The sequence below is a fragment of the Rodentibacter caecimuris genome (assembly GCF_001019715.1).
Lineage (GTDB): Bacteria > Pseudomonadota > Gammaproteobacteria > Enterobacterales > Pasteurellaceae > Rodentibacter > Rodentibacter caecimuris.
Map to the genome: position 1 here is coordinate 2564667 of NZ_BBXJ01000001.1, position 23221 is coordinate 2587887.

Here is a 23221-nt window from a genome sequence, read left to right on the forward strand (position 1 = left end):
AGCGAAACTAACAGAAGCGACACTAAATGCGGTATTGAAACGGGTTCTATAACCAAAAAAAGTGCGGCTAAATTAACCGCACTTTTTATCTCAACCATAGAAAAAATTATTCCCCACGTTTCAACATCCCTTGTTTTTTCAAATTCACCAAGATAATCGAAATAGCCGCCGGAGTAATGCCGGAAATTCGGCTTGCCTGCCCAATAGAAACCGGACGATGTTGTTCTAACTTAGCTCGGACTTCATTGGATAACCCCGATACCTTGGAATAATCAAATTGAGCCGGAATAGCCGTATTCTCATGACGTTTTTGTTTTTCGATTTCTTCTTCCTGATGTTCAATATAGCCTTGATATTTTATGGCGATTTCCACCTGTTCCACCGCTTCTTTATCAGCCATTGCCGGTTGATAAGGGGTTAAGGCGGTTAAAATCTCATAATTCATTTCAGGGCGGCGTAATAAATCTTCCCCATTGGCCTCACGTACAAGCGGACTGCTTAACACTTTATTGGCTTCTTCTAAATATTCCGAACGGGGATGTAACCAAATACTGCGTAAACGTTGACGTTCAAGCTCAATGTTTTCCATTTTCTGATTGAAACGCACCCAACGTTTTTCATCAATCAAACCAAATTCACGGGCAATCGGCGTTAAGCGAATATCGGCATTATCTTCACGTAACAATAAACGGTATTCCGCACGAGAGGTAAACACGCGATAGGGCTCTTTCGTTCCAAGAGTACAAAGATCGTCCACCAATACCCCGATATAAGCTTGGTCACGGCGAGGAAACCATCCCTCTTTCTCTTGTACATAAAGTCCAGAATTAATTCCTGCAAGTAAGCCTTGTGCGGCGGCTTCTTCATAACCTGTGGTCCCATTAATTTGACCGGCAAAAAATAAACCTGAGATCCCCTTAGTTTCGAGGGTAGGTTTCAGATCACGCGGATCAAAATAATCATATTCGATCGCATAACCCGGTTTCACTATACGGGCTTTTTCTAATCCTTTCATTGAATTAACTATTCCCATCTGAACATCGAAAGGTAGGCTTGTAGAGATCCCATTCGGATAAACCTCATTACTGGTTAATCCTTCCGGTTCAAGATAAATTTGATGGGAATTTCGATCAGCAAAACGCATAACTTTATCTTCGATTGACGGACAATAACGTGGGCCGATCCCTTCGATCACTCCGGTGTACATCGGGCTACGATCCAAATTATTGCGGATCACTTCGTGGGTTTGTTCATTAGTATGCGTGATATAGCATGGGATTTGTTGTGGGTGATCCGAAACCGATCCCATAAAAGAAAATACCGGCAATACTGCATCACCATGCTGTTTTGTCAGCACATCAAAATTGATCGTGCGAGCATCAATGCGCGGCGGCGTACCGGTTTTTAGTCGATCCACCCGTAAATTTAGATCGCGTAAACGTTCTGCCAGCCTGGTTGAAGCAGGATCGCCTGCACGACCGCCGGTGTAGTTTTCCAAACCGATATGGATCTTACCTGCTAAAAAAGTACCGGCTGTTAAGATCACAGATTTAGCACGGAATTTTAATCCCATTTTGGTTACCACGCCGCTTACTTTATCATTTTCTATTAAGATATCCGTGGCTTCCTGTTGGAAAATATCCAGATTTGGTTGATTTTCTAACGCAACTCTTACTACTTGACGGTATAAAACACGATCCGCTTGAGCGCGGGTAGCACGTACTGCAGGACCTTTGCTACTATTTAGCGTACGAAATTGGATCCCTGCTTTATCGGCGGCATGTGCCATTAATCCACCCATTGCATCAATTTCTTTCACTAAATGACCTTTGCCGATCCCACCAATAGCAGGATTGCAGGACATTTGTCCTAAAGTATCAACATTATGGGTTAATAAAAGGGTTTTTAAACCCATACGTGCCGGTGCAAGGGCGGCTTCAGTACCTGCATGACCGCCACCAATAACGATCACATCGTAAGTTTCAATATAAAACATCGTTTTCTCTAATTATTCGGACATAAAATTTGCGCTATTTTACAGAAATTCAGTTTTTCTTGAAAGAAAGAATTGGATCTTGATAGAGACATAAAGGATCCAAAGATCTTGAGGTAATAAAATTAAGATCTTTTTATATATAGAGATCTTATTATTGTTACTATTAAGGATCCTTTATTGTGTGAATAACCGTTTTTTCTTTTTATAAATTAATGGATTAGATCTTATTGGAAAATGTTGATCAATGATAAAAACGGTCATTATTTGTTGTGGATAATTTAGCTATTTATACACAGCTGATAAAACTTTTGATCTTATTCAGCGATAAAATACAGGTTTTTGACAGATTTTTTATGAGTTATACACAGGGGGAAAACGATGATCGTTAAAATCATCGTCTTTTTTATTAAAGGGATCGAATGAATAGAGGAAGCCATTCTTCACTGTAACTTTCCGGATCATCGATATTGAGCACATCGATTTTTAAGGTTTCACAAAGTTTGACCGCACTTTTTTGCTCTAAAATTTTTTCAATGTGATTTGTGGCATAACAAAAGGTATCGTAATCCGAATTGCCTAAGCCGACAATGGCAAAACGCAAATAGGAAAGATCAAGATCGGATTGTGATATTTGATCAAACAGTGATCGTAAATTATCCGGAATTTCTCCCGCTCCATGGGTAGAGGTGACGATTAACCATAATGGTTCACTAATTACATCATCATATTGAGCACCGTGAAAAAGAGCGGTTGAAAACCCTTGGTTTTTTAAACAATCCGCTAGATGCTCGGCGACATACTCGGCAGTGCCTAAAGTACTGCCTGAAATAATACAAACTTTCATAAAAATTATCTAAAACAAAGGCTTAGAAAATCTAAGCCTTTAAAATTGAGTTAAACGTTATCAAATTTGCCAAGCAATGAGCGAATATGTTCTTGCCAGTTACGATGTTCATTTTTTAATTGCTCATTTTCATTTTGTAATGTTTCAACGGTTTGCTGAGATTGGCTGTTTTGTTCTTTTAATTCTTCCACTTCAAGTTGAAGTAATTGAATGGTTTCTACCGCTTGCTTAATTTTATCTTCAAGCTGGTTTAAGATTTCTAATGACATAGTAATTTCCTTTTAAATAACATCTGAAACGGCTCTATTGTACCCACTTCATTTTTCTTTTTAAAGCCTGCCATAAAAATTTATTATGCAAACGTTTGCATAGTGTTAGAATAGCGCGATCTTTTGCTTGCAACACAATTGGAGATAAAAAATGAATCGTGCACTGGCTATTGAATTTTCTCGTGTAACAGAGGCTGCGGCATTAGCGGCTTACACTTGGCTTGGACGTGGCAATAAACACGCGGCCGATGAAGCTGCGGTAAAAGCAATGCGATATATGCTGAATCTTATTCATATGGACGGTGAGATTGTTATAGGAGAGGGTGAAATTGATAAAGCTCCTATGCTTTATATCGGTGAAAAAGTCGGTTCGGGTAATGGAGAACTGGTTTCTATCGCTGTTGATCCGATTGATGGTACGCGTATGACAGCAATGGGACAATCCAACGCTATTTCTGTTCTCGCCGCAGGTGGAAAACGAACTTTCTTAAAAGCACCGGATATGTACATGGAAAAAATTGTAGTAGGGCCAGAAGTCAAAGGAATGATTGATCTCAGTTTACCGATTGAACAAAATCTTCGTCGTACCGCTTCCCGATTAGGAAAATCCTTATCCGATTTAACTGTGATGGTATTAGCCAAGCCCCGTCATGATGCAGTTATCCAACAAATGTATAATTTAGGAATTCGGGTTATGGCTATTCCCGATGGTGATGTTGCCGCTTCTGTCTTATGTTGCCTGCCTGATGCCGAAGTCGATATGGTTTATGGTATTGGCGGTGCGCCGGAAGGTGTTGCTGCTGCAGCGGCAGTTCGAGCATTAGGCGGTGATATGCAGGCACGGTTAATCCCTCGTAATGAAGTAAAAGGGGATACGGAAGAAAATAGAAAAATTGCGGCGGAAGAAATCCAACGTTGTGAAGAATTAGGCGTTAAAGTGAATGAAATATTAAAACTAGAAGATCTCGTGCGTGATGATAATCTGGTGTTTGCCGCCACCGGTATTACACACGGTGAATTACTTAAAGGAATTTCCCGTCGAGGCAATCTTGCTACCACTGAAACCCTATTAATTAGAGGCAAATCACGTACTATTCGTAAAATCCAATCCACCCATTATTTGGATCGCAAAGATTTCGAAATTTATAATATTTTGAGAAGTTAGCGATAATAAAAGTGCGGTTAAAATTTAATGTGTTTTTTACATTATTCATAACTTTAAAAATAGGGACTGTCTGGATGACTAAAACAAATTTCCATTTAAGTCCCTATTGTTTATATGCTGTTCACACTCCGTCAACTATACTTAAAATGAGCTTTGAGAATACCTTTGAACTTCAGTATTGATGCCAATTTTAATGTGATTCTGTTTTCAATAATGCTATCAGGTTTCATTGCTTCTCATTTAGATACCTTGCCCTAAACGGAAAATTTTAGGGTAGCACAAATTTTTGTAATAACTCTCTTCTCAACATTTATTCTCTGATACTTGTTAATATTTCGTGAAATTTTTATTGTATTTTGGTAAGTAAAAGCATAGTCTTGTTGATGAATTATTCATCAAAAAGGAGAAAAAACATGCAGATACCGTTCAGAAAAATATTACTTGCGGGCTTATTTACTTCGGTAGTCAGCCTTTCCCAAGTCAGTTGGGCAAGTAACTCTGCGCTTACCACAAATACCGCCGCTGCACGTTATGACAGCAGTACCGATATTTTTCAACCTGTCTATGCAAAAAACGGTATGGTAGCTTCCGAACAGGCTATTGCAACTCAAGTTGGTGTTGAAATACTGAAACAGGGTGGTAATGCGGTAGATGCGGCAGTTGCCGTCGGGTTTACCTTAGCCGTTGTGTTACCAAATGCCGGTAATATCGGCGGTGGAGGTTTTATGGTATTACATAATGAAAAAACAGGGGAGGATTTTGCCCTTGATTTTAGAGAAACCGCACCATTAAAAGCCTCTCGTGATATGTATTTGGATGCAAACGGACAAGTTGAAGACGGAAAGTCATTGTTTACACATTTTGCTGTCGGCGTACCGGGTACGGTAGCCGGCATGGAGCTAGCTTTACAAAAATGGGGAACAATGCCTTTGCATAAAGTGTTAGAACCGGCAATCAAGTTGGCGGAGGAAGGGTTCCCAATCAGCCAAACACTTGCCAATTTACTTGATACGGAGAAAGAAGTGTTAGGTAAATGGCAGAGCAGCCGCAAAATCTTCTTCAAAAACGACCGCACTTTAGCAGCCGGTGAACCGTTAATCCAAAAAGATTTGGCTAATTCTTTAAAACTCATTGCTAAAGAAGGCGCTAAGGCCTTTTATGAGGGAGAAATTGCGGAAAAAATCGTACAAGAAATGAAGCAGCATAATGGTTTAATCAGCCTTGAAGATATGCGCAACTATCAAGCGATTGAGCGCCGGCCGATAGTAGGGAATTATCGCGGTTATAAAATCGTAACTATGCCGCCACCAAGCTCGGGCGGTATCCATTTAGTGCAATTGTTTAATATGTTGGAAAATTATCCGCTTAATGAATTCGGCGCAAACAGTGCAAAAACTATTCATTATTTAGCTGAATCGATGAAATTGGCTTATGCGGATCGTTCGGAATATCTTGGTGATCCGGATTTTGTGAAGATACCCGTATCCGGTTTAACTTCAAAAAATTATGCTAATTCCTTAATTCAAAGTATTAGGGAAAATTATGCCCGCCCTGCAACGGAAATTAAGCCCGGTAAGCCTCAACCCTATGAAAGTGATCAAACCACGCACTATTCGGTTATGGATAACGCCGGTAACGCTGTTGCCGTTACTTATACATTAAATCTGAATTTTGGTAGCGGTATTGTTGCTGAAGGAACAGGTATTTTACTAAACAATGAAATGGATGATTTTTCGGCTAAACCCGGAGTGGCTAATGCATTCGGCTTAATCGGCGGTGATGCAAATGCAATTGAAGCGAAAAAACGTCCGCTTTCGTCAATGACACCGACTATCGTGCTAAAAGATAATAAATCTTGGCTGGTAACAGGTAGTCCGGGTGGCGCTCGAATTATTACGACGGTTCTACAAAGTATTTCTAATACTATTGACCATAATATGAACCCTGCGGAAGCGATTGTTGCGCCAAGAATTCATCATCAATGGTTACCGGATGAATTACGCATTGAGGAAGGGATTAGCCCCGACACCCTAGCATTACTCACTGCTAAAGGGCATAAAATCAAGCTAAAAGCCCCAATGGGACGTGTACAAATTATTCAAGCGCACGACGGCGGCTTCTATGGTTATTCCGACCCTCGTAATCCTGATGGAAAAACATTAGGATTCTAATAAATATAAAAATCCCTGCGTGAGTATTTCAGGCAGGGATTTTTGTTATTTCAAAATCAATATCGGTTTGTTCCCATATTTTGCCACTCGCCGGGTATTATTACTTAAGCCTTTAGTGTGAGGCTTACTACTGGCAAGCATAATGATTAAATCTACCGATTTTTCTTCCGCAATCCGATTAATTTCCTCATAAATTGTGCCGTGTGCGACGATGTGTTGCACTTTAGCATTTGCCGGAAAATGTTTGGCAGTAAAATCGTGTAACGCTTTATTCACTTCTGCTATCAACGATTTATCAAAATTTTTTGGTAGGAAAGCGGAAATAAAGCTATCATCTACCGGTTCGACAATAGTAACGACACGAAATAGTGTATTGGGATAATGTTCAACCAAGCGTAATGCCGTTTCAACTACTTTTTCTGAACCTTTTTGATTGTTCAGATCAATGGCGAGTAGTAATTTGTTATACATAATTTATCCTTTTCATCAGTATGGCGGATATTCTTAATGTTAATCGAAACACATTCAAAAATGACCGCACTTTCTATTAAGATTTTGCTCTTCGCCGCTGATTCCAGCCAACCAAGAAAATTATCATTAATCCAGGAATAAACATCCATTCTTTTTCCAATGAAACAAGCGGTAAAGAAATATCAATAATGGTTTGATCCCAATTCAATCCTGCTTTTGCCGCCGGAGAATCGGTTTCCACCATATCAATTATTACTTTATCTATTTGTTTTCCGTCCACCTCAATTTTTTCCTGCGTATGCAACAGGGTTAAACCGAGATTTTGCAAACGTTGTTCGCCGGTTTCTCCCTGTGGTACGGAAAGTTGCGAGTAAAATTCGATTTGTTTACCGTAAGGATTCATTCCCGATACCTTGAGCAACAGATTTTGCCCGACCGGTGTTTTTTCCAGCTCTTGTACTAAATATGACGGCTCAATATGATGAGATGTCGGTGATATATACTCCATAAAAAAGCCCGGTCGGAAAATGACAAATGCGCCCAAAATTAATAGTGCCGTTTCCCACCATTTGTTTTTCACAAAGAAATGATTCATCGTTGCCGCGGTAAATGCCAATATAGCCAATGTCGAAACCACCGCAACTAGAGTTCCTTTTGCCCAACCGACATCCAGTAACAATAAATCCGTATTAAAAATAAACAAGAAAGGAAGAATTGCCGTACGCAGGCTATAAAAGAACGCAATCATTCCGGTTTTTATCGGATTTCCGCCCGAAACCGCAGCGGCGGCAAACGAGGCTAATCCCACAGGAGGTGTTACATCCGCCATAATGCCGAAATAGAATACAAATAAATGTACGGCGATAAGTGGCACTATTAATCCGTTTTGTTTGCCGACTTCAACGATAACCAATGCCATTAATGAGGAAACAACAATGTAGTTAGCCGTTGTCGGCAATCCCATTCCCAAAATCAAACTGAATATGGCGACGAGAATAAGCATTAATAAAATATTGCCCATCGACAACACTTCAATAATCCCCGATAGCTGTACGCCGAATCCGGTTAAAGAAACAACACCGACGATAATTCCTGCGGTTGCCGTTGCAATGCCGATACCAATCATATTTCTCGCCCCGGTTTCTAATCCGTCAATTAATGTTTTTACACCTTCAATGAAAAGCGAGGGGTTAATCGGCTGCTTACGGAAATAATGTAGTAGCGGTTTTTGTGTGAGTAAAATAACTGCAAGCGCCATTGTTCCCCAGAATGCGGAAAGCCCCGGCGATAACATTTCCACCATTAAACACCAAATTAATACTACGACGGGAATGAGAAAATGCAGCCCAGCATTCACCGTCGGTTTGGCTGACGGCAGTGCGACCATCGGCGCATTAGGATCATCGACTTCCAAATCAGGAAATGTTGCCACTCGGCGGATAAGTAATAAATAAACCGCTGTAAGCAATGCGCAAACAATCAGGAAGGCATAATTCGGTGCAACGGTTTTAATCCACCCCAAACCAAAATGAACCACGCCGGTTAAGCCAATGACAACTAAAAGTGCGGTCAAAATTTTTAATAAAACGATCAAAATCGGATTAGGCGGATCGGTTCTTGGTAAACCTTGTAAATTCATTTTTAAGGCTTCCAAATGAACGATATAGACCAAGGCAATATATGAAATTAATGCCGGTAGTGCTGCATGGGTGATTAATTGGCTATACGGCATATTCACATATTCAATCATCAAAAAGGCGGCAGCCCCCATAACTGGCGGCATAATCTGCCCATTTACGGAGGAGGCGACTTCAACCGCACCGGCTTTTTCGGCGGAAAAGCCGACCCGTTTCATCATTGGAATAGTAAAGGTTCCCGTCGTTACCACATTGGCAATGGACGAACCGGAAATTAATCCGGTTAAGCCTGAAGACACGACGGCTGCTTTCGCCGGACCACCACGTAAATGCCCTAAATAGGCAAAGGCGGTTTTGATAAAATAGTTGCCTGCGCCCGCTTTATCCAGTAACGCGCCGAATAAAACAAATAAAAAGACATATTTCGTCGAAACGCCTAATGCTACGCCGAATACGCCTTCTGTGGTTACCCATTGCTGATTGATTATTTGAGAAAGTGAACCTGAGCGGTGGCTGATAATCCAGTCTGTCGGCAAAAATTGTCCGAAATAGTTATACAGTAAAAAGACGGATGCGATAATAACCAAGGGTAATCCCAAACTACGTCGACAAGCCTCCAGTAATAAAATAATACCTAAACAACCGGCGATAATATCCGATGTATTGGGTGCGCCGAAACGGGTAACCAATCCCTCATAAAAGAAAATATAATATGCCCCTAAAAATGCGCCTAAAACGGCAAACAACCAATCTTGATAAGGAACACGGTGTTTTGGAGAAGCGGCAAACGCCGGAAATGCCAAGTAAGCCAGAAATAAGGCAAAAGCTAAGTGAATGGAACGCGCTTTAGTATCGTCAACTACCACATTCCATTCCCAACCCCAACTGCGGATCACTTCTTGCAGCCAAAACGGAAACGGCGAAGTGTAATAAAGCTGGAAGATTGACCACAAAATAGCCGTAACAATAATTAAATTTTTGGTTAAGCCTTTTGGATTTCGTCCTCCTGCATCATTGGATGCAACCATATCTTGCAGATCGTCATAATCCGATTTTTCAGATTTTACCGACATAAAACCTCCGAAAATAAATATTACCGATTAAAACAGGAAAGGCAGGATAACACCTGCCTAAATTTAATATGCTCGGTTATTTTAACCAGCCTTTTTCTTTGTAATAACGTATTGCGCCTTCATGCAATGGTGCGGATAGCGCATTTTTGATCATATCTTCCTGTTTTAAATGAGCAAATGCCGGATGGAGGCGTTTAAAGCGATCAAAATTGTCGAAAACGGCTTTAACAATGGCATAAACACTGTCCGCATCCACATCGGAGGAGGTTACTAAGGTTGCATAAACCCCAAAGGTATCCACCGGATTATCCGTTCCTTTATACAAACCGCCCGGAATGGTTGCTTTCGCATAATACGGATTATCAGCAACCAATTTGTCAATTTCCGTACCGGTAATCGGCACTAAGTGTGCATTACACGAAGCCGCAGCTTCTTTTAATGCGCCATTCGGATGACCGACATTATAAGTAATTGCATCTAAATTGTTATCACACATTACCGATGCCATTTCTGCCGGTTTTAATTCTGACGCAACTTTAAATTCTTTATCCGTCCAACCTTTCGCGGCTAAAATCACATTCATTGTCGCACGTGTACCAGAACCCGGATCACCCACATTAACTCGTTTACCTTTTAAATCATTAAATTGTTGAATCCCCGAATCGTCGCGGGCCATTAGCGTAAAAGGTTCAGGGTGAATAGAAAAAACAGCACGTAATTTATCATTTTTCTTGCCTGCAAATGAACTTGTGCCGTTATAAGCGTGATATTGCCAATCGGATTGGGCGATCCCCATTTCCATTTGATTTGCCGCAATCGCATTCAAATTGGCAACAGACGCACCGGTAGAAGGGGCATTACACTTAATTTGGGTTTTTGCCGTATCGCGATTCACTAATTGGCAAATGGATTGACCCACCACATAATAAACACCGGTTTGTCCGCCGGTACCGATGGTGACAAATTTTTCTGCGGCTTGAGCAGAGAATGCGCCCATTGTTAATACTGCTGCAAGAGAAAGAGTGGAATATTTTTTCATTGTAAAGCCCTCTTATCGTGGATTGTAGAAAATTTAGTAAGATGTTGTGTTATTTTTATGCAATAACCCTGACAACATATACTTGTGCGCCAATATGCGCAATCGTTTTCTTTCAAAAATATGAGGTATTTCACATTTTTTTAACATGAAAAATACAATTTATCTCTAAAAGTTCATTTCTATTAGAGAAAAAACTATTGGTCATACCGTTACAGTCCACCTTACCGGTGTTTTTATCTTATTTATAGAAATAACTACACCTGTTATTGAAACCTATGATCTATGCCCTAATCGGTTATTTAGTGATTTTTTTGCAAGAAAGTTTAGCTGTACAATTTGTTAGAACCTTAGATGAAAAATTGGAGAAATGAATAGTGAATTAAAAAGTTATCGTGACGACTTTACAACGCAAAGATTTAGCGTAAAAAATCAGCTGGAATAAACGAAAAAACGGTATGGGCTCACGCATTATTAGGCAAAAATCAATTAAATAAATTGCCAAAAAATAGCAGAAAACAGACCGCACTTTATCTTGTTTATTGAATCATCTTATTCATTTTTAGAGCAAAATAACTCATTTTTTTTATATACAATCGTTTGCGTATTTTATTAAAAAAAGGGGTTGCACGGTCGTTCATTTTTTCGTATAGTCGGAAACATTCAATTTTGGAGCAAGTTATGACCTTTATTCGTATGAAACATCATCACCATCATTTTCCTGAATAATCTTTCGGGCATTTGGTGTGTGCGGAAGATAACTTCCGAGTACGAATGAACCCAAACCCAATTCAACCCCTCGGAAGCAATTTCGAGGGGTTTTTCTTTATCAAAAAAATACACAGGAACACAAGTATGACAAACAATAGACTTCGCATTGCAATGCAAAAATCAGGACGGCTAAGCACCGATTGCCAAACGTTACTCAAACAGTGTGGCGTAAAAATTAACTGGAACGAGCAACGGCTGATTGCCTATTCGGAAAATCTGCCGATTGAGATTTTGCGTGTGCGTGATGACGATATTCCGGGGTTGATTTTCGATGGTGTGGTCGATCTCGGTATTGTGGGCGAAAATGTGCTGGAAGAAGTGGCGTTAGGGCGGCTTGCTAGCGGCGAAAATGCTAACTATAACCTGTTAAAACGCCTTGATTTTGGCGGTTGTCGCCTTTCCCTCGCCCTGCCACGAGAGACTACCTATAATAATATTACCGATTTAACAGATACCCGCATTGCCACCTCTTACCCAAATCTGCTCAAACGCTATATGCAACAACAAAATATCCCTTTCAAAAACTGTCTTCTGACTGGCTCGGTTGAAGTTGCTCCCACCGCAGGGCTTGCCAATGCGATTTGTGATTTAGTTTCATCTGGGGCAACTTTAGAAGCCAATGGTTTACGAGAAGTGGAAGTGATTTACCGTTCAAGTGCTTGCCTAGTGCAACGAGAAACAGAAATGGATTGCAAAAAACAAGCCCTAATCGACCGCTTGCTCACTCGCATTCAAGGAGTACAACAGGCGGCGGAATCCAAATATATTATGCTGCACGCCCCGAAGGATCGGCTTGCCGATATTACCGCACTTTTACCGGGGGTTGAAAACCCGACTATTCTGCCCCTTGCTCACGACACCAACCAAGTCGCAATGCACGTTGTCAGCCAAGAAAATCTATTCTGGGAAACAATGGAAAAACTGAAAGAGATCGGGGCAAGTTCGATTTTGGTTTTACCGATTGAAAAAATGATGAAGTAACAATACGAACATAGAGATAAACAGAATATGGCACTTTCTTTACTCATTTATTTCACTCTATCCAGCCTGTTGATTGCCGCTTTACCGGGGCCGGCGATGATGCTCACTATTCAAGGCAGTATTGAGCGAGGTTGGCAAGCAGGTGTGGCAATCACATTCGGGATTTTACTCGGCGATGTTGTCTTGCTTATCGCCGTGATTGCAGGAGTGGGGGAATTATTAAGTCAATCACCGACTATTTTGCAAATAATGGGAATTGCCGCTAACAGTTATTTAATTTATCTCGGCATTCGTAATATGTGGGAATTACGTTCGCTACATCTTGAAATCGAAAACACCACAACAAAAACCGACTGGAAAACTGGCTTTTTTATTACAGTAATTAACCCGAAAACAATCGTATTTTTATTAGCTTATTTTCCGCAATTTATCGACAGCAATAGCCAATGGAGTAGCACGCAACAGCTGACTTTATTAGCCATTCTATTTTTGATCTCAGTAGCAACTGTAATGTTGTTTTACGCCTTTAGTGCCTATTTTGCCAAACGTTTTCTCAATCAAATTTACGTTCGCAAAATAATGACAACACTTTTTGGCATATTATTGCTTTATATTGGAATAAGCGGTTTTTTTAATTAACACCATAGGATCATATTATGCAAACACTCATTTGGCATAACTTAACTGAAACGGAAAAACAGCAGGCTCTCACTCGCCCGGCTATTTCGGCATCTGATGACACTCGACAAGCGGTCGAAAATATTCTAAATCTTGTAAAATCACAGGGCGATCAAGCCTTAATTGAACTAGGCGAAAAATTCGACAAGGTAAAATTAGAGAGCCTAGCGGTATCGCCAACAGCTATTCAGCAAGCAGGCAAACGACTTTCAAGTGAGCTGAAACAGGCAATTCAAACCGCCAAGCAAAATATTGCGACGTTTCACCAAGCCCAACAGCTACAAAGAGTGGATATTGAAACGCAAGCAGGGGTACGTTGCCAAGTGCTAACTCGCCCGATTGAGCGGGTCGGGCTATATATTCCGGGGGGATCGGCTCCGCTTTTCTCGACCGTGCTAATGCTTGCCGTGCCTGCCAAAATCGCCGGTTGTAAAAAGATTGTCTTATGCTCGCCACCGCCAATTGCCGATGAAATTCTTTACGCAGCCGAATTGTGCGGAATTGAAACCGTCTATGCAGTCGGTGGGGCTCAAGCCATTGCTGCGATGGCGTTCGGCACGGAAACGGTGGCGAAAGTAGATAAAATTTTCGGGCCGGGCAATGCCTTTGTGACAGAGGCGAAACGCCAAGTCAGCCAACGGCTTGACGGTGCAGTGATTGATATGCCGGCAGGTCCGTCCGAAGTATTGGTGATTGCCGATGAATTTGCCGATCCCGATTTTGTCGCCAGCGATCTGCTCTCACAAGCGGAACACGGTGCGGATAGCCAAGTAATTTTAGTTACAAATAGTGAAACTGTCGCAAAATCGACCGCACTTTCGATTGAAAAACAACTTGCAAACTTGCCACGAAAACAGACCGCTTGCCAAGCCCTTGCTCACAGCCGCATATTTCTTGCCGAGGATTTAGCCCAATGTATTGCGATTAGCAATGCTTATGCACCGGAGCATTTGGTCGTACAAACAGCAAACCCGAGAGCCTTGCTAGACCAACTTGATAACGCCGGTTCTATTTTCTTAGGCGCATACAGCCCGGAAAGTATGGGCGACTACGCCAGCGGCACGAACCACGTTCTTCCAACTTACGGCTACACAAAAACCTACTCAAGCCTCGGTTTAGCAGATTTCAGCAAACGAATGACGGTCCAAGAACTCAGCCCGCAAGGTTTTAAAGCCCTTGCCCCAACAGTTATCGCAATGGCTGCCTCCGAGCAGTTGGACGCTCACAGACAAGCGGTAGAAGTGCGGTTGGAAAAATTGAATGTTTAATTGCCGAATTAAATTAAGGGCTGATTTTTTATAAATGGAGAACCCAATGCAAAATCCGATTGAAATCTACCAAACTCAAGACGGGCAAACCCAAGTTGAAGTGTGGTTTGACAATGATACTGTGTGGCTTTCACAGGCACAGATGGTTACTTTATTTGGTAGAGATGTGTCTGTAATTTCTCGTCATATTCGTAATGCACTTGATGAAGGAGAAATTAGCGAAAAAAGCAATTTGCAAAAAATGCAAATTGCTTCTTCAGACCGTCCAGTAACATTCTATGATTTAGAAACGGTTATTTCTGTTGGTTATCGAATTAAATCTCCTCAAGGCGTCACATTTCGCCGTTGGGCAACCGCTCGCTTGAAAGATTATCTTGTTAAAGGCTATGCCTTAAACCAAAAACGCTTGCAACAAAATGCGGTGGAATTGGAACAGGCATTAACGTTAATTTCTGATTATGCATATGTTAAAAAATTAAACACGATAATAAAACGAGAAATAGACTAAATATGAAAAGACGTATTATTTTGATTAGACATTGCACACCGAATATCCCTAATGCCGTATGTTCGGCTAAGCAGGCTAGTCATTATTTAGAGGAATACGATAAGACGGAAAATATTTGCTTTGATGAGATTGCAGCTTTTTCTTCTCCTGCAATACTAGATGAAATTAAGCAGTGCGAATATGTATATAGTTCTCCTTTACCTCGTGCATATCTTACAGCGCGCCATTTGTTTGAACAGCATAAAATAATTATCTGTGATGCGCTTAAAGAATTTAATTTGAATATCGTAAATATTCCTTTTATTTCATTATCTGTACAGCATTGGTTTGTGATTTCTCGTTTACTTTGGCTCATTGGGCTAAATCGAGCGACTAAAACAGTGAAACAAGAAAAATCAAGGGTAAAGCGCTTTATACAGCAGCTGCCGGCAGAACAATGTTGTGTGATTGTTGCACACGGTTTTGTGATTCGAGAAATAAAAAACACACTATTAAAACAAGGCTTTTCTTGTATTTTTCTTGAAAAGCACGGATGTTTTAGTGTAACTATTTTAGAGTATAGCGGTGATTAGATAAAATATTACTTCTTAGGGTGATACAAAATAAAAGGAAACAATAAAATGACAGAATTAAAATATCATTATCCTAAATTACAGATTTTTGTAAAAAGTCTTTTTTACACTCAAATACTAATGATATTAACAATTTTTATCTCTTATTGGTTAGCAAGAGAATATGATAATCCGTTTGAAAATATCAATGCAGTATTTAATAAGGTATTTTTTATTTCTACAATACCTACTATTTTAAGTCTGTTATGGATTATTTATAAACAATATACACAATAAAATGAGGCTAAAGTATTTGCAGCTATTGTAATTGTATGGTTTATCAATATAGGTCTTTTAATCAGTTTTAATATACCTTTTTATAATAAAATCAATAAATTTTCAGGTGGCAGTTTAGCTATCGTTATTCCATTATTGATTATCCCGAAATTATTACCTAAAACATAAAAACAGGAAGCTACTATGACAATTTCACAACTTTCCAGAAAAAATATTCAAGCACTTACGCCCTATCAATCCGCTCGCCGTTTAGGCGGTAAGGGGGATGTGTGGTTAAATGCCAACGAATACCCGACTTCGCCCAATTTTGATTTAACCAACCGCACGTTTAACCGCTACCCTGAACCGCAACCGCAGGCAGTGGTGGAAGGGTATGCACGCTATGCCGGTGTTCGACCGGAAAATGTATTAGTCAGCCGTGGCGGTGATGAAAGCATTGAGTTGATTATCCGTGCATTCTGTGAAGCAGATGATACTGTTTTATACTGCCCGCCGACCTACGGAATGTATGCCGTAAGTGCGGAAACCTGTGGCATTGCGTGTAAAACTGTGCCGCTGACCGTTGATTTCCAGCTTAATTTGGTGGAAATTGAACGGCAATTAGACGGCGTGAAAGTGGTGTTCGTGTGCAGCCCGAATAACCCGACCGGCAACCTGCTCAAGCGGTCGGATTTGCTCGAACTTTTGCAAATGACCGCAGGACGTGCGATTGTGGTAGTGGACGAAGCCTATATTGAATTTTGCCCCGAAGCGACAATGGCAACGGCGTTGGCAGACTATCCGCATTTAGCCATTATCCGTACGCTCTCCAAAGCCTTTGGTTTAGCCGGGTTACGCTGCGGTTTTACCTTGGCAAATGCCGAGCTGATCCAAATTTTACAAAAGGTGATCGCCCCTTATCCTTTGCCGATTCCCGTTGCAGATATTGCCGTCCAAGCCTTACAGCCGAACGGGATTACCCAAATGCAACGCCAAGTGGCAGAGATACTGGCAAATCGTACTGATTTACAAAAAAATCTGGCTAACTCACCGCTTGTTGAATATATTTTCCCAAGCGAAGCCAATTATATTTTGGTGAAATTTAAAGAGGGGCAGCCGCTATTTAACGCTCTGTGGGATCAAGGTATTATTCTACGCAATCAACATAACGCCCTCGGCTTGCAAAATTGCATTCGGATTACGATTGGCACAGCAGCGGAAAATGCGAAAGTCATTCAAGCTATTTTAAATATTTAATGACTCTATTTGCCTAAATTGATTAAAGGCACTATTTTACACTCTGCATTGATATTATATTAACCCCTATTGAACAGGATAAACAAAGAGGGCAACAAGATGCAACCCACTCTATTTATCGACCGAGACGGCACACTGATTGACGAACCGAAAACCGATTTTCAAATTGATAGTCTGGAAAAACTGAAATTTGAGCCGAACGTTATCCCTGCTTTGCTGACATTGCAAAAACGTTACCGTTTGGTAATGGTGAGCAACCAAGACGGCTTAGGCACAAAATCCTTTCCGCAAGCGGACTTTGACAAACCGCATAATGCGATGATGCAACTCTTTTCATCACAAGGCATTCATTTTGACGAGGTGTTGATCTGCCCGCATAAGCCTGAAGATCACTGCGATTGCCGCAAGCCGAAAACGAAATTATTACAAAAATATCTCTATGAAAAACGTTTTGATCCCAGTCAAAGTTTTGTGATCGGCGATCGGGAAACAGATGTGCAACTTGCTGAAAATCTCGGAATTCGAGCCTTACAATATCACCCTGAAAAGTTGAGTTGGGATCTGATTGTTGAAAAATTATCAATGCAACCGACCGCTTGCACTGAGCGTCCCCCACGCTATGCCGAAGTGGTGCGTAAAACCAAAGAAACCGACATTAAGGTGCGAGTTTGGTTGGACGAAACGGGGATGAATGAAATCAGCACCGGTGTGGGTTTTTTCGACCATATGCTCGATCAAATTGCGACACACGGCGGGTTCAGAATGAACGTGTCTTGCAAAGGGGATTTATGGATTGATGAACATCACACTGTCGAGGATACCGCCCTTGCGCTTGGCACAGCAATCAAACAAGCCCTTGGCGATAAACGGGGCATTGCCCGTTTCGGCTTTGTACTGCCAATGGACGAATGTAAAGCAGAATGTACCCTCGACTTATCGGGTCGCCCCTATTTCAAATTCAAAGCGAAGTTCAAACGGGATAAAGTGGGCGATTTCAGCACCGAAATGACCGAGCATTTTTTCCAATCCCTCGCCTATACCCTAATGGCGACCCTGCACCTGAAAACCAAAGGCGACAACGACCACCACAAAATCGAAAGCCTGTTTAAAGTGTTCGGCAGAACGTTAAGACAGGCAATTAAGGTGGAAGGGAGTGAGTTGCCGAGTAGTAAGGGAGTGTTGTGATCCGTAGAGGCAGGTTTTGTATCCATCCGAAAGGGAGATTAGATTTAATAACGTTAAAAATTGTTATATAGAATATTAAGGAATTGCTATGACTAAAGATAAAGCATTTGAATATTTAAAGGAACATGAAATAAAATTTGAGCCTGAAGGTGTAAATTTTAAAAGAACATATCGTTATCATAGATCAGAAAGAGATACGTTTATATCTGCATTCTTACTTGCTTATGGTGAACATGGCTTGGATGTTTTTATAAATACAGTTCATTATAAAGTTATAACATATAAATATGGGATTTATCGTTATATAACAAATTCAATTATAGATAAGTGGTGTAATCAATACTTTGGCCCATACTATGCTGAAGTTTTGTTAAGTAGGGAAAATACATTCATAATTAATTCAGAGAATGTGAATATCAGTAATGTTAAGCAAATCATTATTAATACAACCATTACGAATATAAAATCAAAGAAATCAGAAATTATTAATAATTCCTATGAGTTTGAAAAAGATGATTTTATTAAATTAATTAACACAATAGAAAATATTGAAAAGAATTTATTAGAGAATAAAAAACAGGATATTAATGACTTGAATTTTCTAGAAGAAATAAAGGAAAAAGTTCCTAAATTAAGTTCTTTTATTGCAGATATTATAACGATAATATCACCATTCTTTAAAGTTTAGGGGAGCTTATGATTGTAATCATCGATACCGCCTGAGCCAATCTTTCCTCCGTCAAATTTTCTTTAGGATGATTGGGTAACTCAGTCTAAATCAAACAAGATCTAAGCTAAGTAAACTTCTATATCCTATTTGAGAAAAGAAAATGCTAAATAAGTTTGATCATTGGTTAAGCCACCACAAGCCAAATCCTGATTTAAAAGGCACTAAACGCTTTGAGGTAGAATTTTTATTCTTCGGCTTAAAAGAAGTGAGAGCTTGTTTATTATTCCAAAAGATAGAATAGATATTTTACAAAAATTGAGTCAATCTAACCGCTTGTATAAGGAGAAAATCAATGAGGTACAATCAATTTAATCAACCGATAGGTAAAACGTTACCCGATTTTTCTAACGGCGAGTTACCGAATATTGCGTTATTACAGGGGCAATATTGCCGTTTGGAGAAATTATCCGCCGTTAAACATACTGATGATTTATTTGAAGTCTATTCTTCACCACAGCATTATTGGACTTATTTGCCTTTAGAGCCTTTTCAGCAAAAAGAGGCGTTAATGGCTTATTTAAGTCAGATTGAAACCTCACAAGATCCTTATTATTTTGCAATTATTGATGAAGCGACTCAACAGGCTATCGGGACATTTGCGTTAATGCGGATTGACCCGCGTAATCGAGTGATTGAAGTGGGTTGGGTGATCTATTCCCCTAAATTACAGCAAACCAGAATAGCGACAGAAGCCCAATTTTTACTTGCCGAATATGTGTTTGAAACATTGAAATATCGCCGTTATGAATGGAAATGTGATAGTTTAAACGCACCTTCTCGCAAAGCTGCGTTACGTCTAGGTTTTATTTATGAAGGTACTTTTAGACAATCACAAGTTTATAAGGGAAGAAATAGAGATACGGCTTGGTTTTCTATGCTAGACAGTGAATGGGAGAAAAATAAAGCCCGTTTTCAACGTTGGCTTGCGAATGACAATTTTGATGAAAACGGCAAGCAAATATTATCTCTTTCTAAGATTTGAAAATAATAATTAAGGACATTATGTGAATATCACCATCATCGACACAGGCTGTGCAAACCTGTCATCTGTCAAATTTGCCTTTGATCGCCTGAATATTCAGGCGGAAATTAGCCGTGATTTAGCCAAAATCAAATCCGCCGACAAATTGTTACTCCCCGGCGTGGGAACGGCACAGGCTGCGATGCAAATTTTACAAGATCGCAATTTGATTGACGCAATCCGAAATGCGACTCAGCCAATGCTTGGCATTTGCTTGGGAATGCAGTTAATGACCGAATTTTCTGCCGAAGGCAATGTCGCAACGCTAAATGTGATGCAAGGCAAAACGAGCTTATTGCCGAATTGCGATTTACCCTTGCCGCATATGGGTTGGAATAAGGTTGGTTATGAGCCGGATCACCCGCTTTTTGCCGGGATTGAGCAAGATAGCCACTTTTACTTTGTGCATAGTTATGCGGTATTGCCAAATCAGCATACGATAGCAACGGCTAATTATGGCGTGGCATTTTCTGCTGCGATTCAACGGGATAATTTCTATGGGGTACAGTTCCACCCGGAGCGGTCGGGGAAAAATGGGGCTATGCTATTGAGAAACTTTGTAGAAAATCTATGATTGCTAATTATGGGTATCGTTGATGATAAAATCTCAAACTGGATATGGAAAGTTCTGCCTGTTTTAACTGACTATCAAGATAGTCAACGTTTTGAAATTTGGCTTTATTCGAAACAAGCAGAAACGCTATTTCCACAAAAGGTATATCTTGAATTAATCTCTTTTAATTTTCGGGATAATCCTTTAAAACTATTTGATGTTCTAAATGAATTTATTTCTTTTGAAGAACGACAAAAGTTAAAATTAATCGTCAAACTTTTTAGAGAAAAGGAAATATTTAGTACAGATTTTAGTTACTTAAATAGTTTAAATTTGCCGGATAACTATATTTATCATTTAAAATATTCGCTGTTAGAGATTTATAGCCAGTTAGAAATATGTAGGGTACTAAAAGATCAAGATAAAAGCCAAAAATATCAGCAAAAATTAGAGACTTATTTAATTGAGTTAGAAAAGCATATTCTAGATACGGGCGCTTTACCTCATTTAGATATTTTAAAAATTAAATAATAGGAAGAATGATGAAAAAAACACAAATTATCCCTGCCCTTGATTTGATTGACGGCAAAGTCGTACGGTTACATCAAGGGGATTATGCCAAGCAAACGACTTACAGCGATGACCCTATCGCTCAATTTGCCGAGTATATCAGCCAAGGGGCGAAGCAGTTGCATTTGGTTGATCTGACCGGGGCGAAAGATCCTGCTAAAAGACAGACTGCGCTTATCGGCAAGATTATTGAAGCGGCGAATTGTAAAATTCAGGTGGGTGGTGGTATCCGTACTAAGCAAGATGTAGCGGATCTACTGACTGTCGGCGCAAATCGTGTCGTGATTGGCTCAACGGCAGTGAAAGATCGTGCAATGGTAAAAAGTTGGTTTGAGCAATATGGGGCAGACAAATTTGTCCTTGCCTTAGATGTCAACATTGATGCAAGCGGTCAGAAAATCATTGCGATTAGCGGTTGGCAAGAGGCAAGCGGGGTATCCCTTGAAGAGTTGATCGAAGAATACCAAGCGGTCGGTTTAAAACACGTTTTATGCACCGATATTTCACGAGACGGCACGCTTGCCGGTTCAAACGTTTCCCTTTACCGTGAAATTTGTGCGGCTTTCCCTGAAGTTCAATTTCAATCTTCAGGCGGTATCGGTTCACTTGCCGATATTGCAGCACTCAAAGGCACGGGCGTAGCAGGCGTGATTGTCGGACGAGCCTTGTTGGAAGGCAAATTTAATGTCGAGGAGGCAATCAAATGTTGGCAAAACGGATAATTCCTTGCTTAGATGTGAAAGACGGGCAAGTGGTTAAAGGGGTGCAATTCCGCAACCACGAGATTATCGGCGACATCGTACCGCTTGCACAACGCTATGCTCAAGAGGGCGCAGATGAGCTGGTATTTTATGACATTACCGCTTCATCGGACGGTCGAACCGTGGATAAAAGCTGGGTGGAGCGAGTGGCTAAGGTGATTGATATTCCGTTTTGCGTGGCAGGCGGTATCAAGACGGTAGCAGATGCTGAAAAACTGTTTGCCTTTGGAGCGGATAAAATTTCGATCAACTCACCGGCGTTAGCCGATCCCGCTCTGATTTCCAGATTGGCGGATCGCTTTGGCGTGCAGGCGATCGTGGTGGGGATCGACAGCTGGTTTGAAGCGGAAAGCGGTAGATATTGGGTCAATCAATACACTGGTGATGAAAAACGTACTCGCCAAACCCAATGGCAGTTATTAGATTGGGTGAAGGAAGTGCAGCAACGGGGGGCGGGGGAAATCGTGCTAAATATGATGAACCAAGACGGTGTTCGCAACGGCTATGATTTGGCACAACTGAAAAAAGTGCGGTCAATTTGTAATGTCCCTTTAATTGCTTCGGGCGGTGCAGGGGAAATGGTTCATTTTCGTGATGCGTTTATTGAAGCAAATGTGGACGGTGCATTGGCGGCGAGTGTGTTTCATAAGCAGATTATTCAGATTGGGGAGTTAAAATCTTACCTCAAACAAGAAGCTGTGAACGTTCGTACATAGTTAACAGTAGTAAAATCCTAAAACAATTAGAAGAGCATTGAGGAATAATATGCAAATCAATCTAACCGAAATCAACTGGCAAAAAGTCGATAATCTTCTTCCGGTTATCGTGCAAAATGCAAAAACCTGTGAGGTGCTGATGCTGGGCTATATGAACCCAGAGGCATTAGAAAAAACACTATCCGAAAAGAGAGTAACCTTTTATTCCCGCACCAAACAACGCTTATGGACAAAAGGCGAAACCTCAGGGCATTTTCTTAATGTGGTGGATATGAGCCTAGATTGCGATAATGACAGCCTGTTAATTCTAGCCGATCCGATAGGCGAAACGTGTCATACAGGAGCGGAAAGTTGTTTTTATCAATTTGAGCAGAGCGAGCCGGATTGGATCTTTTTCAGCAAATTGGAGCGGTTAATTGCCAGCCGTAAAGGGGCAGATCCGCAAAGTTCTTATACTGCTCAACTTTACGCTAAAGGCACAAAACGGATCGCCCAAAAAGTCGGCGAGGAAGGTGTTGAAACCGCCCTTGCCGCCACAGTGAAAGATAGTGAGGAAACGATTTGCGAAGCCGCCGATTTAGCCTATCACCTCACGGTCCTATTACAGGATGCGGGATTATCGTGGGCTGATGTGATCAGTAAATTGAAAGAGCGTCATACCGAATAATTTTCACCTCAAGGAACTGCTTTTTAGAATAAGAGCCTTTTTGGTAATTATTCGCTAATTAGCGCA

The 23221-nt window shown here is 40.7% G+C and carries 23 protein-coding genes, 1 pseudogene and 1 other annotated feature; of the genes and pseudogenes, 18 read left to right on the forward strand and 6 right to left on the reverse strand.

All coding sequences use genetic code 11. The annotated features are described in order from the left end of the window. Positions 1 to 106: 106 nt before the first annotated feature. The 3 genes from mnmG to zapB all read right to left on the reverse strand — a co-directional run bounded on the left by mnmG (position 107) and on the right by zapB (position 3109). Entirely contained in the window at positions 107 to 1996 is a 1890-nt protein-coding gene (gene mnmG / locus PNEUHYL_RS12560) for a tRNA uridine-5-carboxymethylaminomethyl(34) synthesis enzyme MnmG (RefSeq protein ID WP_059368696.1), read from the reverse strand. 406 nt (positions 1997 to 2402) lie between these two features. Beyond that, positions 2403 to 2840: an FMN-binding protein MioC gene (gene mioC / locus PNEUHYL_RS12565; RefSeq protein WP_059368697.1), complete on the reverse strand. Its 438-nt coding sequence runs from the start codon at positions 2838 to 2840 to the stop codon at positions 2403 to 2405. 50 nt (positions 2841 to 2890) lie between these two features. Further along, on the reverse strand, positions 2891 to 3109 hold the full coding sequence (gene zapB, locus PNEUHYL_RS12570) for a cell division protein ZapB (RefSeq protein ID WP_059368698.1): 219 nt from the start codon (positions 3107 to 3109) through the stop codon (positions 2891 to 2893). Between the two features lie 151 nt (positions 3110 to 3260). Here zapB and glpX point away from each other — a divergent pair, with 151 nt between their 5' ends. Further along, complete coding sequence (glpX, locus tag PNEUHYL_RS12575) at positions 3261 to 4274, forward strand: class II fructose-bisphosphatase (RefSeq protein WP_059368699.1); 1014 nt, start codon at positions 3261 to 3263, stop codon at positions 4272 to 4274. Between the two features lie 413 nt (positions 4275 to 4687). Then, positions 4688 to 6445 carry a gamma-glutamyltransferase gene (gene ggt, locus PNEUHYL_RS12580; protein ID WP_059368700.1) on the forward strand — a complete coding sequence of 586 codons (1758 nt, stop codon included), beginning with the start codon at positions 4688 to 4690 and terminating at the stop codon, positions 6443 to 6445. Between the two features lie 45 nt (positions 6446 to 6490). Here ggt and PNEUHYL_RS12585 read toward each other — a convergent pair whose 3' ends face one another. The 3 genes from PNEUHYL_RS12585 to PNEUHYL_RS12595 all read right to left on the reverse strand — a co-directional run bounded on the left by PNEUHYL_RS12585 (position 6491) and on the right by PNEUHYL_RS12595 (position 10665). After that, entirely contained in the window at positions 6491 to 6916 is a 426-nt protein-coding gene (locus PNEUHYL_RS12585; protein WP_059368701.1) for a universal stress protein, read from the reverse strand. Positions 6917 to 6992: 76 nt separating this feature from the next. Then, a complete protein-coding gene (locus PNEUHYL_RS12590) occupies positions 6993 to 9626 on the reverse strand; it encodes a TRAP transporter permease (protein ID WP_059368702.1) in 2634 nt (877 codons plus the stop codon). A gap of 76 nt (positions 9627 to 9702) precedes the next feature. Next, positions 9703 to 10665: a TAXI family TRAP transporter solute-binding subunit gene (locus PNEUHYL_RS12595; RefSeq protein ID WP_059368703.1), complete on the reverse strand. Its 963-nt coding sequence runs from the start codon at positions 10663 to 10665 to the stop codon at positions 9703 to 9705. A gap of 701 nt (positions 10666 to 11366) precedes the next feature. Further along, positions 11367 to 11489, forward strand: a sequence feature (His leader region). 28 nt (positions 11490 to 11517) lie between these two features. Between PNEUHYL_RS12595 and hisG the strand changes: the two genes are divergently transcribed. The 16 genes and pseudogenes from hisG to hisIE all read left to right on the forward strand — a co-directional run bounded on the left by hisG (position 11518) and on the right by hisIE (position 23155). Continuing rightward, a complete protein-coding gene (gene hisG, locus PNEUHYL_RS12600; RefSeq protein WP_059368704.1) occupies positions 11518 to 12414 on the forward strand; it encodes an ATP phosphoribosyltransferase in 897 nt (298 codons plus the stop codon). A 27-nt stretch (positions 12415 to 12441) separates the two neighbouring features. Then, positions 12442 to 13053 (forward strand): LysE family translocator, encoded by a 612-nt coding sequence (locus PNEUHYL_RS12605; protein WP_059368705.1) that lies wholly within the window; start codon positions 12442 to 12444, stop codon positions 13051 to 13053. Between the two features lie 17 nt (positions 13054 to 13070). Then, positions 13071 to 14360: a histidinol dehydrogenase gene (gene hisD, locus PNEUHYL_RS12610; protein ID WP_059368706.1), complete on the forward strand. Its 1290-nt coding sequence runs from the start codon at positions 13071 to 13073 to the stop codon at positions 14358 to 14360. A 46-nt stretch (positions 14361 to 14406) separates the two neighbouring features. Continuing rightward, positions 14407 to 14838: pseudogene (locus PNEUHYL_RS12615) on the forward strand (virulence RhuM family protein); the annotation flags it as partial. Between the two features lie 32 nt (positions 14839 to 14870). Then, positions 14871 to 15440, forward strand: a complete 570-nt coding sequence (locus PNEUHYL_RS12620; protein ID WP_059368707.1) for a histidine phosphatase family protein — start codon at positions 14871 to 14873, stop codon at positions 15438 to 15440. 48 nt (positions 15441 to 15488) lie between these two features. Continuing rightward, positions 15489 to 15716, forward strand: coding sequence for a hypothetical protein (locus PNEUHYL_RS12625; protein ID WP_059368708.1), 228 nt, complete (start codon positions 15489 to 15491; stop codon positions 15714 to 15716). A gap of 183 nt (positions 15717 to 15899) precedes the next feature. Next, the gene (hisC, locus tag PNEUHYL_RS12630) at positions 15900 to 16952 is read left to right on the forward strand and encodes a histidinol-phosphate transaminase (RefSeq protein ID WP_059368709.1); all 1053 of its coding nucleotides are present in this window, start codon (positions 15900 to 15902) and stop codon (positions 16950 to 16952) included. A gap of 99 nt (positions 16953 to 17051) precedes the next feature. Continuing rightward, positions 17052 to 18137: a bifunctional histidinol-phosphatase/imidazoleglycerol-phosphate dehydratase HisB gene (gene hisB, locus PNEUHYL_RS12635; protein ID WP_059368710.1), complete on the forward strand. Its 1086-nt coding sequence runs from the start codon at positions 17052 to 17054 to the stop codon at positions 18135 to 18137. An 88-nt stretch (positions 18138 to 18225) separates the two neighbouring features. Then, positions 18226 to 18825, forward strand: coding sequence for a hypothetical protein (locus PNEUHYL_RS12640; protein ID WP_059368711.1), 600 nt, complete (start codon positions 18226 to 18228; stop codon positions 18823 to 18825). A gap of 142 nt (positions 18826 to 18967) precedes the next feature. Next, positions 18968 to 19108, forward strand: a complete 141-nt coding sequence (locus PNEUHYL_RS12645) for a hypothetical protein (protein ID WP_418066651.1) — start codon at positions 18968 to 18970, stop codon at positions 19106 to 19108. A 51-nt stretch (positions 19109 to 19159) separates the two neighbouring features. Then, positions 19160 to 19849 (forward strand): GNAT family N-acetyltransferase, encoded by a 690-nt coding sequence (locus PNEUHYL_RS12650; protein WP_059368712.1) that lies wholly within the window; start codon positions 19160 to 19162, stop codon positions 19847 to 19849. A 22-nt stretch (positions 19850 to 19871) separates the two neighbouring features. Further along, complete coding sequence (gene hisH / locus PNEUHYL_RS12655) at positions 19872 to 20462, forward strand: imidazole glycerol phosphate synthase subunit HisH (protein WP_059368713.1); 591 nt, start codon at positions 19872 to 19874, stop codon at positions 20460 to 20462. 9 nt (positions 20463 to 20471) lie between these two features. After that, positions 20472 to 20972: a hypothetical protein gene (locus PNEUHYL_RS12660; protein ID WP_059368714.1), complete on the forward strand. Its 501-nt coding sequence runs from the start codon at positions 20472 to 20474 to the stop codon at positions 20970 to 20972. An 11-nt stretch (positions 20973 to 20983) separates the two neighbouring features. Continuing rightward, the gene (gene hisA, locus PNEUHYL_RS12665) at positions 20984 to 21733 is read left to right on the forward strand and encodes a 1-(5-phosphoribosyl)-5-[(5-phosphoribosylamino)methylideneamino]imidazole-4-carboxamide isomerase (protein ID WP_059368715.1); all 750 of its coding nucleotides are present in this window, start codon (positions 20984 to 20986) and stop codon (positions 21731 to 21733) included. Next, positions 21715 to 22488 carry an imidazole glycerol phosphate synthase subunit HisF gene (gene hisF / locus PNEUHYL_RS12670; RefSeq protein WP_059368716.1) on the forward strand — a complete coding sequence of 258 codons (774 nt, stop codon included), beginning with the start codon at positions 21715 to 21717 and terminating at the stop codon, positions 22486 to 22488. Before hisA ends, hisF begins: the two co-directional genes overlap by 19 nt. A 49-nt stretch (positions 22489 to 22537) precedes the next feature. Continuing rightward, positions 22538 to 23155, forward strand: a complete 618-nt coding sequence (gene hisIE, locus PNEUHYL_RS12675) for a bifunctional phosphoribosyl-AMP cyclohydrolase/phosphoribosyl-ATP diphosphatase HisIE (RefSeq protein WP_059368717.1) — start codon at positions 22538 to 22540, stop codon at positions 23153 to 23155. Positions 23156 to 23221 lie beyond the last annotated feature (66 nt).

Bases quoted from the DNA above. Each gene is read 5' to 3' on its own strand.
- mnmG (WP_059368696.1), bottom strand. From the start codon at position 1,996: ATGTTTTATATTGAAACTTACGATGTGATCGTTATTGGTGGCGGTCAT.
- mioC (WP_059368697.1), bottom strand. From the start codon at position 2,840: ATGAAAGTTTGTATTATTTCAGGCAGTACTTTAGGCACTGCCGAGTAT.
- zapB (WP_059368698.1), bottom strand. From the start codon at position 3,109: ATGTCATTAGAAATCTTAAACCAGCTTGAAGATAAAATTAAGCAAGCG.
- glpX (WP_059368699.1), top strand. From the start codon at position 3,261: ATGAATCGTGCACTGGCTATTGAATTTTCTCGTGTAACAGAGGCTGCG.
- ggt (WP_059368700.1), top strand. From the start codon at position 4,688: ATGCAGATACCGTTCAGAAAAATATTACTTGCGGGCTTATTTACTTCG.
- PNEUHYL_RS12585 (WP_059368701.1), bottom strand. From the start codon at position 6,916: ATGTATAACAAATTACTACTCGCCATTGATCTGAACAATCAAAAAGGT.
- PNEUHYL_RS12590 (WP_059368702.1), bottom strand. From the start codon at position 9,626: ATGTCGGTAAAATCTGAAAAATCGGATTATGACGATCTGCAAGATATG.
- PNEUHYL_RS12595 (WP_059368703.1), bottom strand. From the start codon at position 10,665: ATGAAAAAATATTCCACTCTTTCTCTTGCAGCAGTATTAACAATGGGC.
- hisG (WP_059368704.1), top strand. From the start codon at position 11,518: ATGACAAACAATAGACTTCGCATTGCAATGCAAAAATCAGGACGGCTA.
- PNEUHYL_RS12605 (WP_059368705.1), top strand. From the start codon at position 12,442: ATGGCACTTTCTTTACTCATTTATTTCACTCTATCCAGCCTGTTGATT.
- hisD (WP_059368706.1), top strand. From the start codon at position 13,071: ATGCAAACACTCATTTGGCATAACTTAACTGAAACGGAAAAACAGCAG.
- PNEUHYL_RS12620 (WP_059368707.1), top strand. From the start codon at position 14,871: ATGAAAAGACGTATTATTTTGATTAGACATTGCACACCGAATATCCCT.
- PNEUHYL_RS12625 (WP_059368708.1), top strand. From the start codon at position 15,489: ATGACAGAATTAAAATATCATTATCCTAAATTACAGATTTTTGTAAAA.
- hisC (WP_059368709.1), top strand. From the start codon at position 15,900: ATGACAATTTCACAACTTTCCAGAAAAAATATTCAAGCACTTACGCCC.
- hisB (WP_059368710.1), top strand. From the start codon at position 17,052: ATGCAACCCACTCTATTTATCGACCGAGACGGCACACTGATTGACGAA.
- PNEUHYL_RS12640 (WP_059368711.1), top strand. From the start codon at position 18,226: ATGACTAAAGATAAAGCATTTGAATATTTAAAGGAACATGAAATAAAA.
- PNEUHYL_RS12645 (WP_418066651.1), top strand. From the start codon at position 18,968: ATGCTAAATAAGTTTGATCATTGGTTAAGCCACCACAAGCCAAATCCT.
- PNEUHYL_RS12650 (WP_059368712.1), top strand. From the start codon at position 19,160: ATGAGGTACAATCAATTTAATCAACCGATAGGTAAAACGTTACCCGAT.
- PNEUHYL_RS12660 (WP_059368714.1), top strand. From the start codon at position 20,472: ATGGGTATCGTTGATGATAAAATCTCAAACTGGATATGGAAAGTTCTG.
- hisA (WP_059368715.1), top strand. From the start codon at position 20,984: ATGAAAAAAACACAAATTATCCCTGCCCTTGATTTGATTGACGGCAAA.
- hisF (WP_059368716.1), top strand. From the start codon at position 21,715: ATGTTGGCAAAACGGATAATTCCTTGCTTAGATGTGAAAGACGGGCAA.
- hisIE (WP_059368717.1), top strand. From the start codon at position 22,538: ATGCAAATCAATCTAACCGAAATCAACTGGCAAAAAGTCGATAATCTT.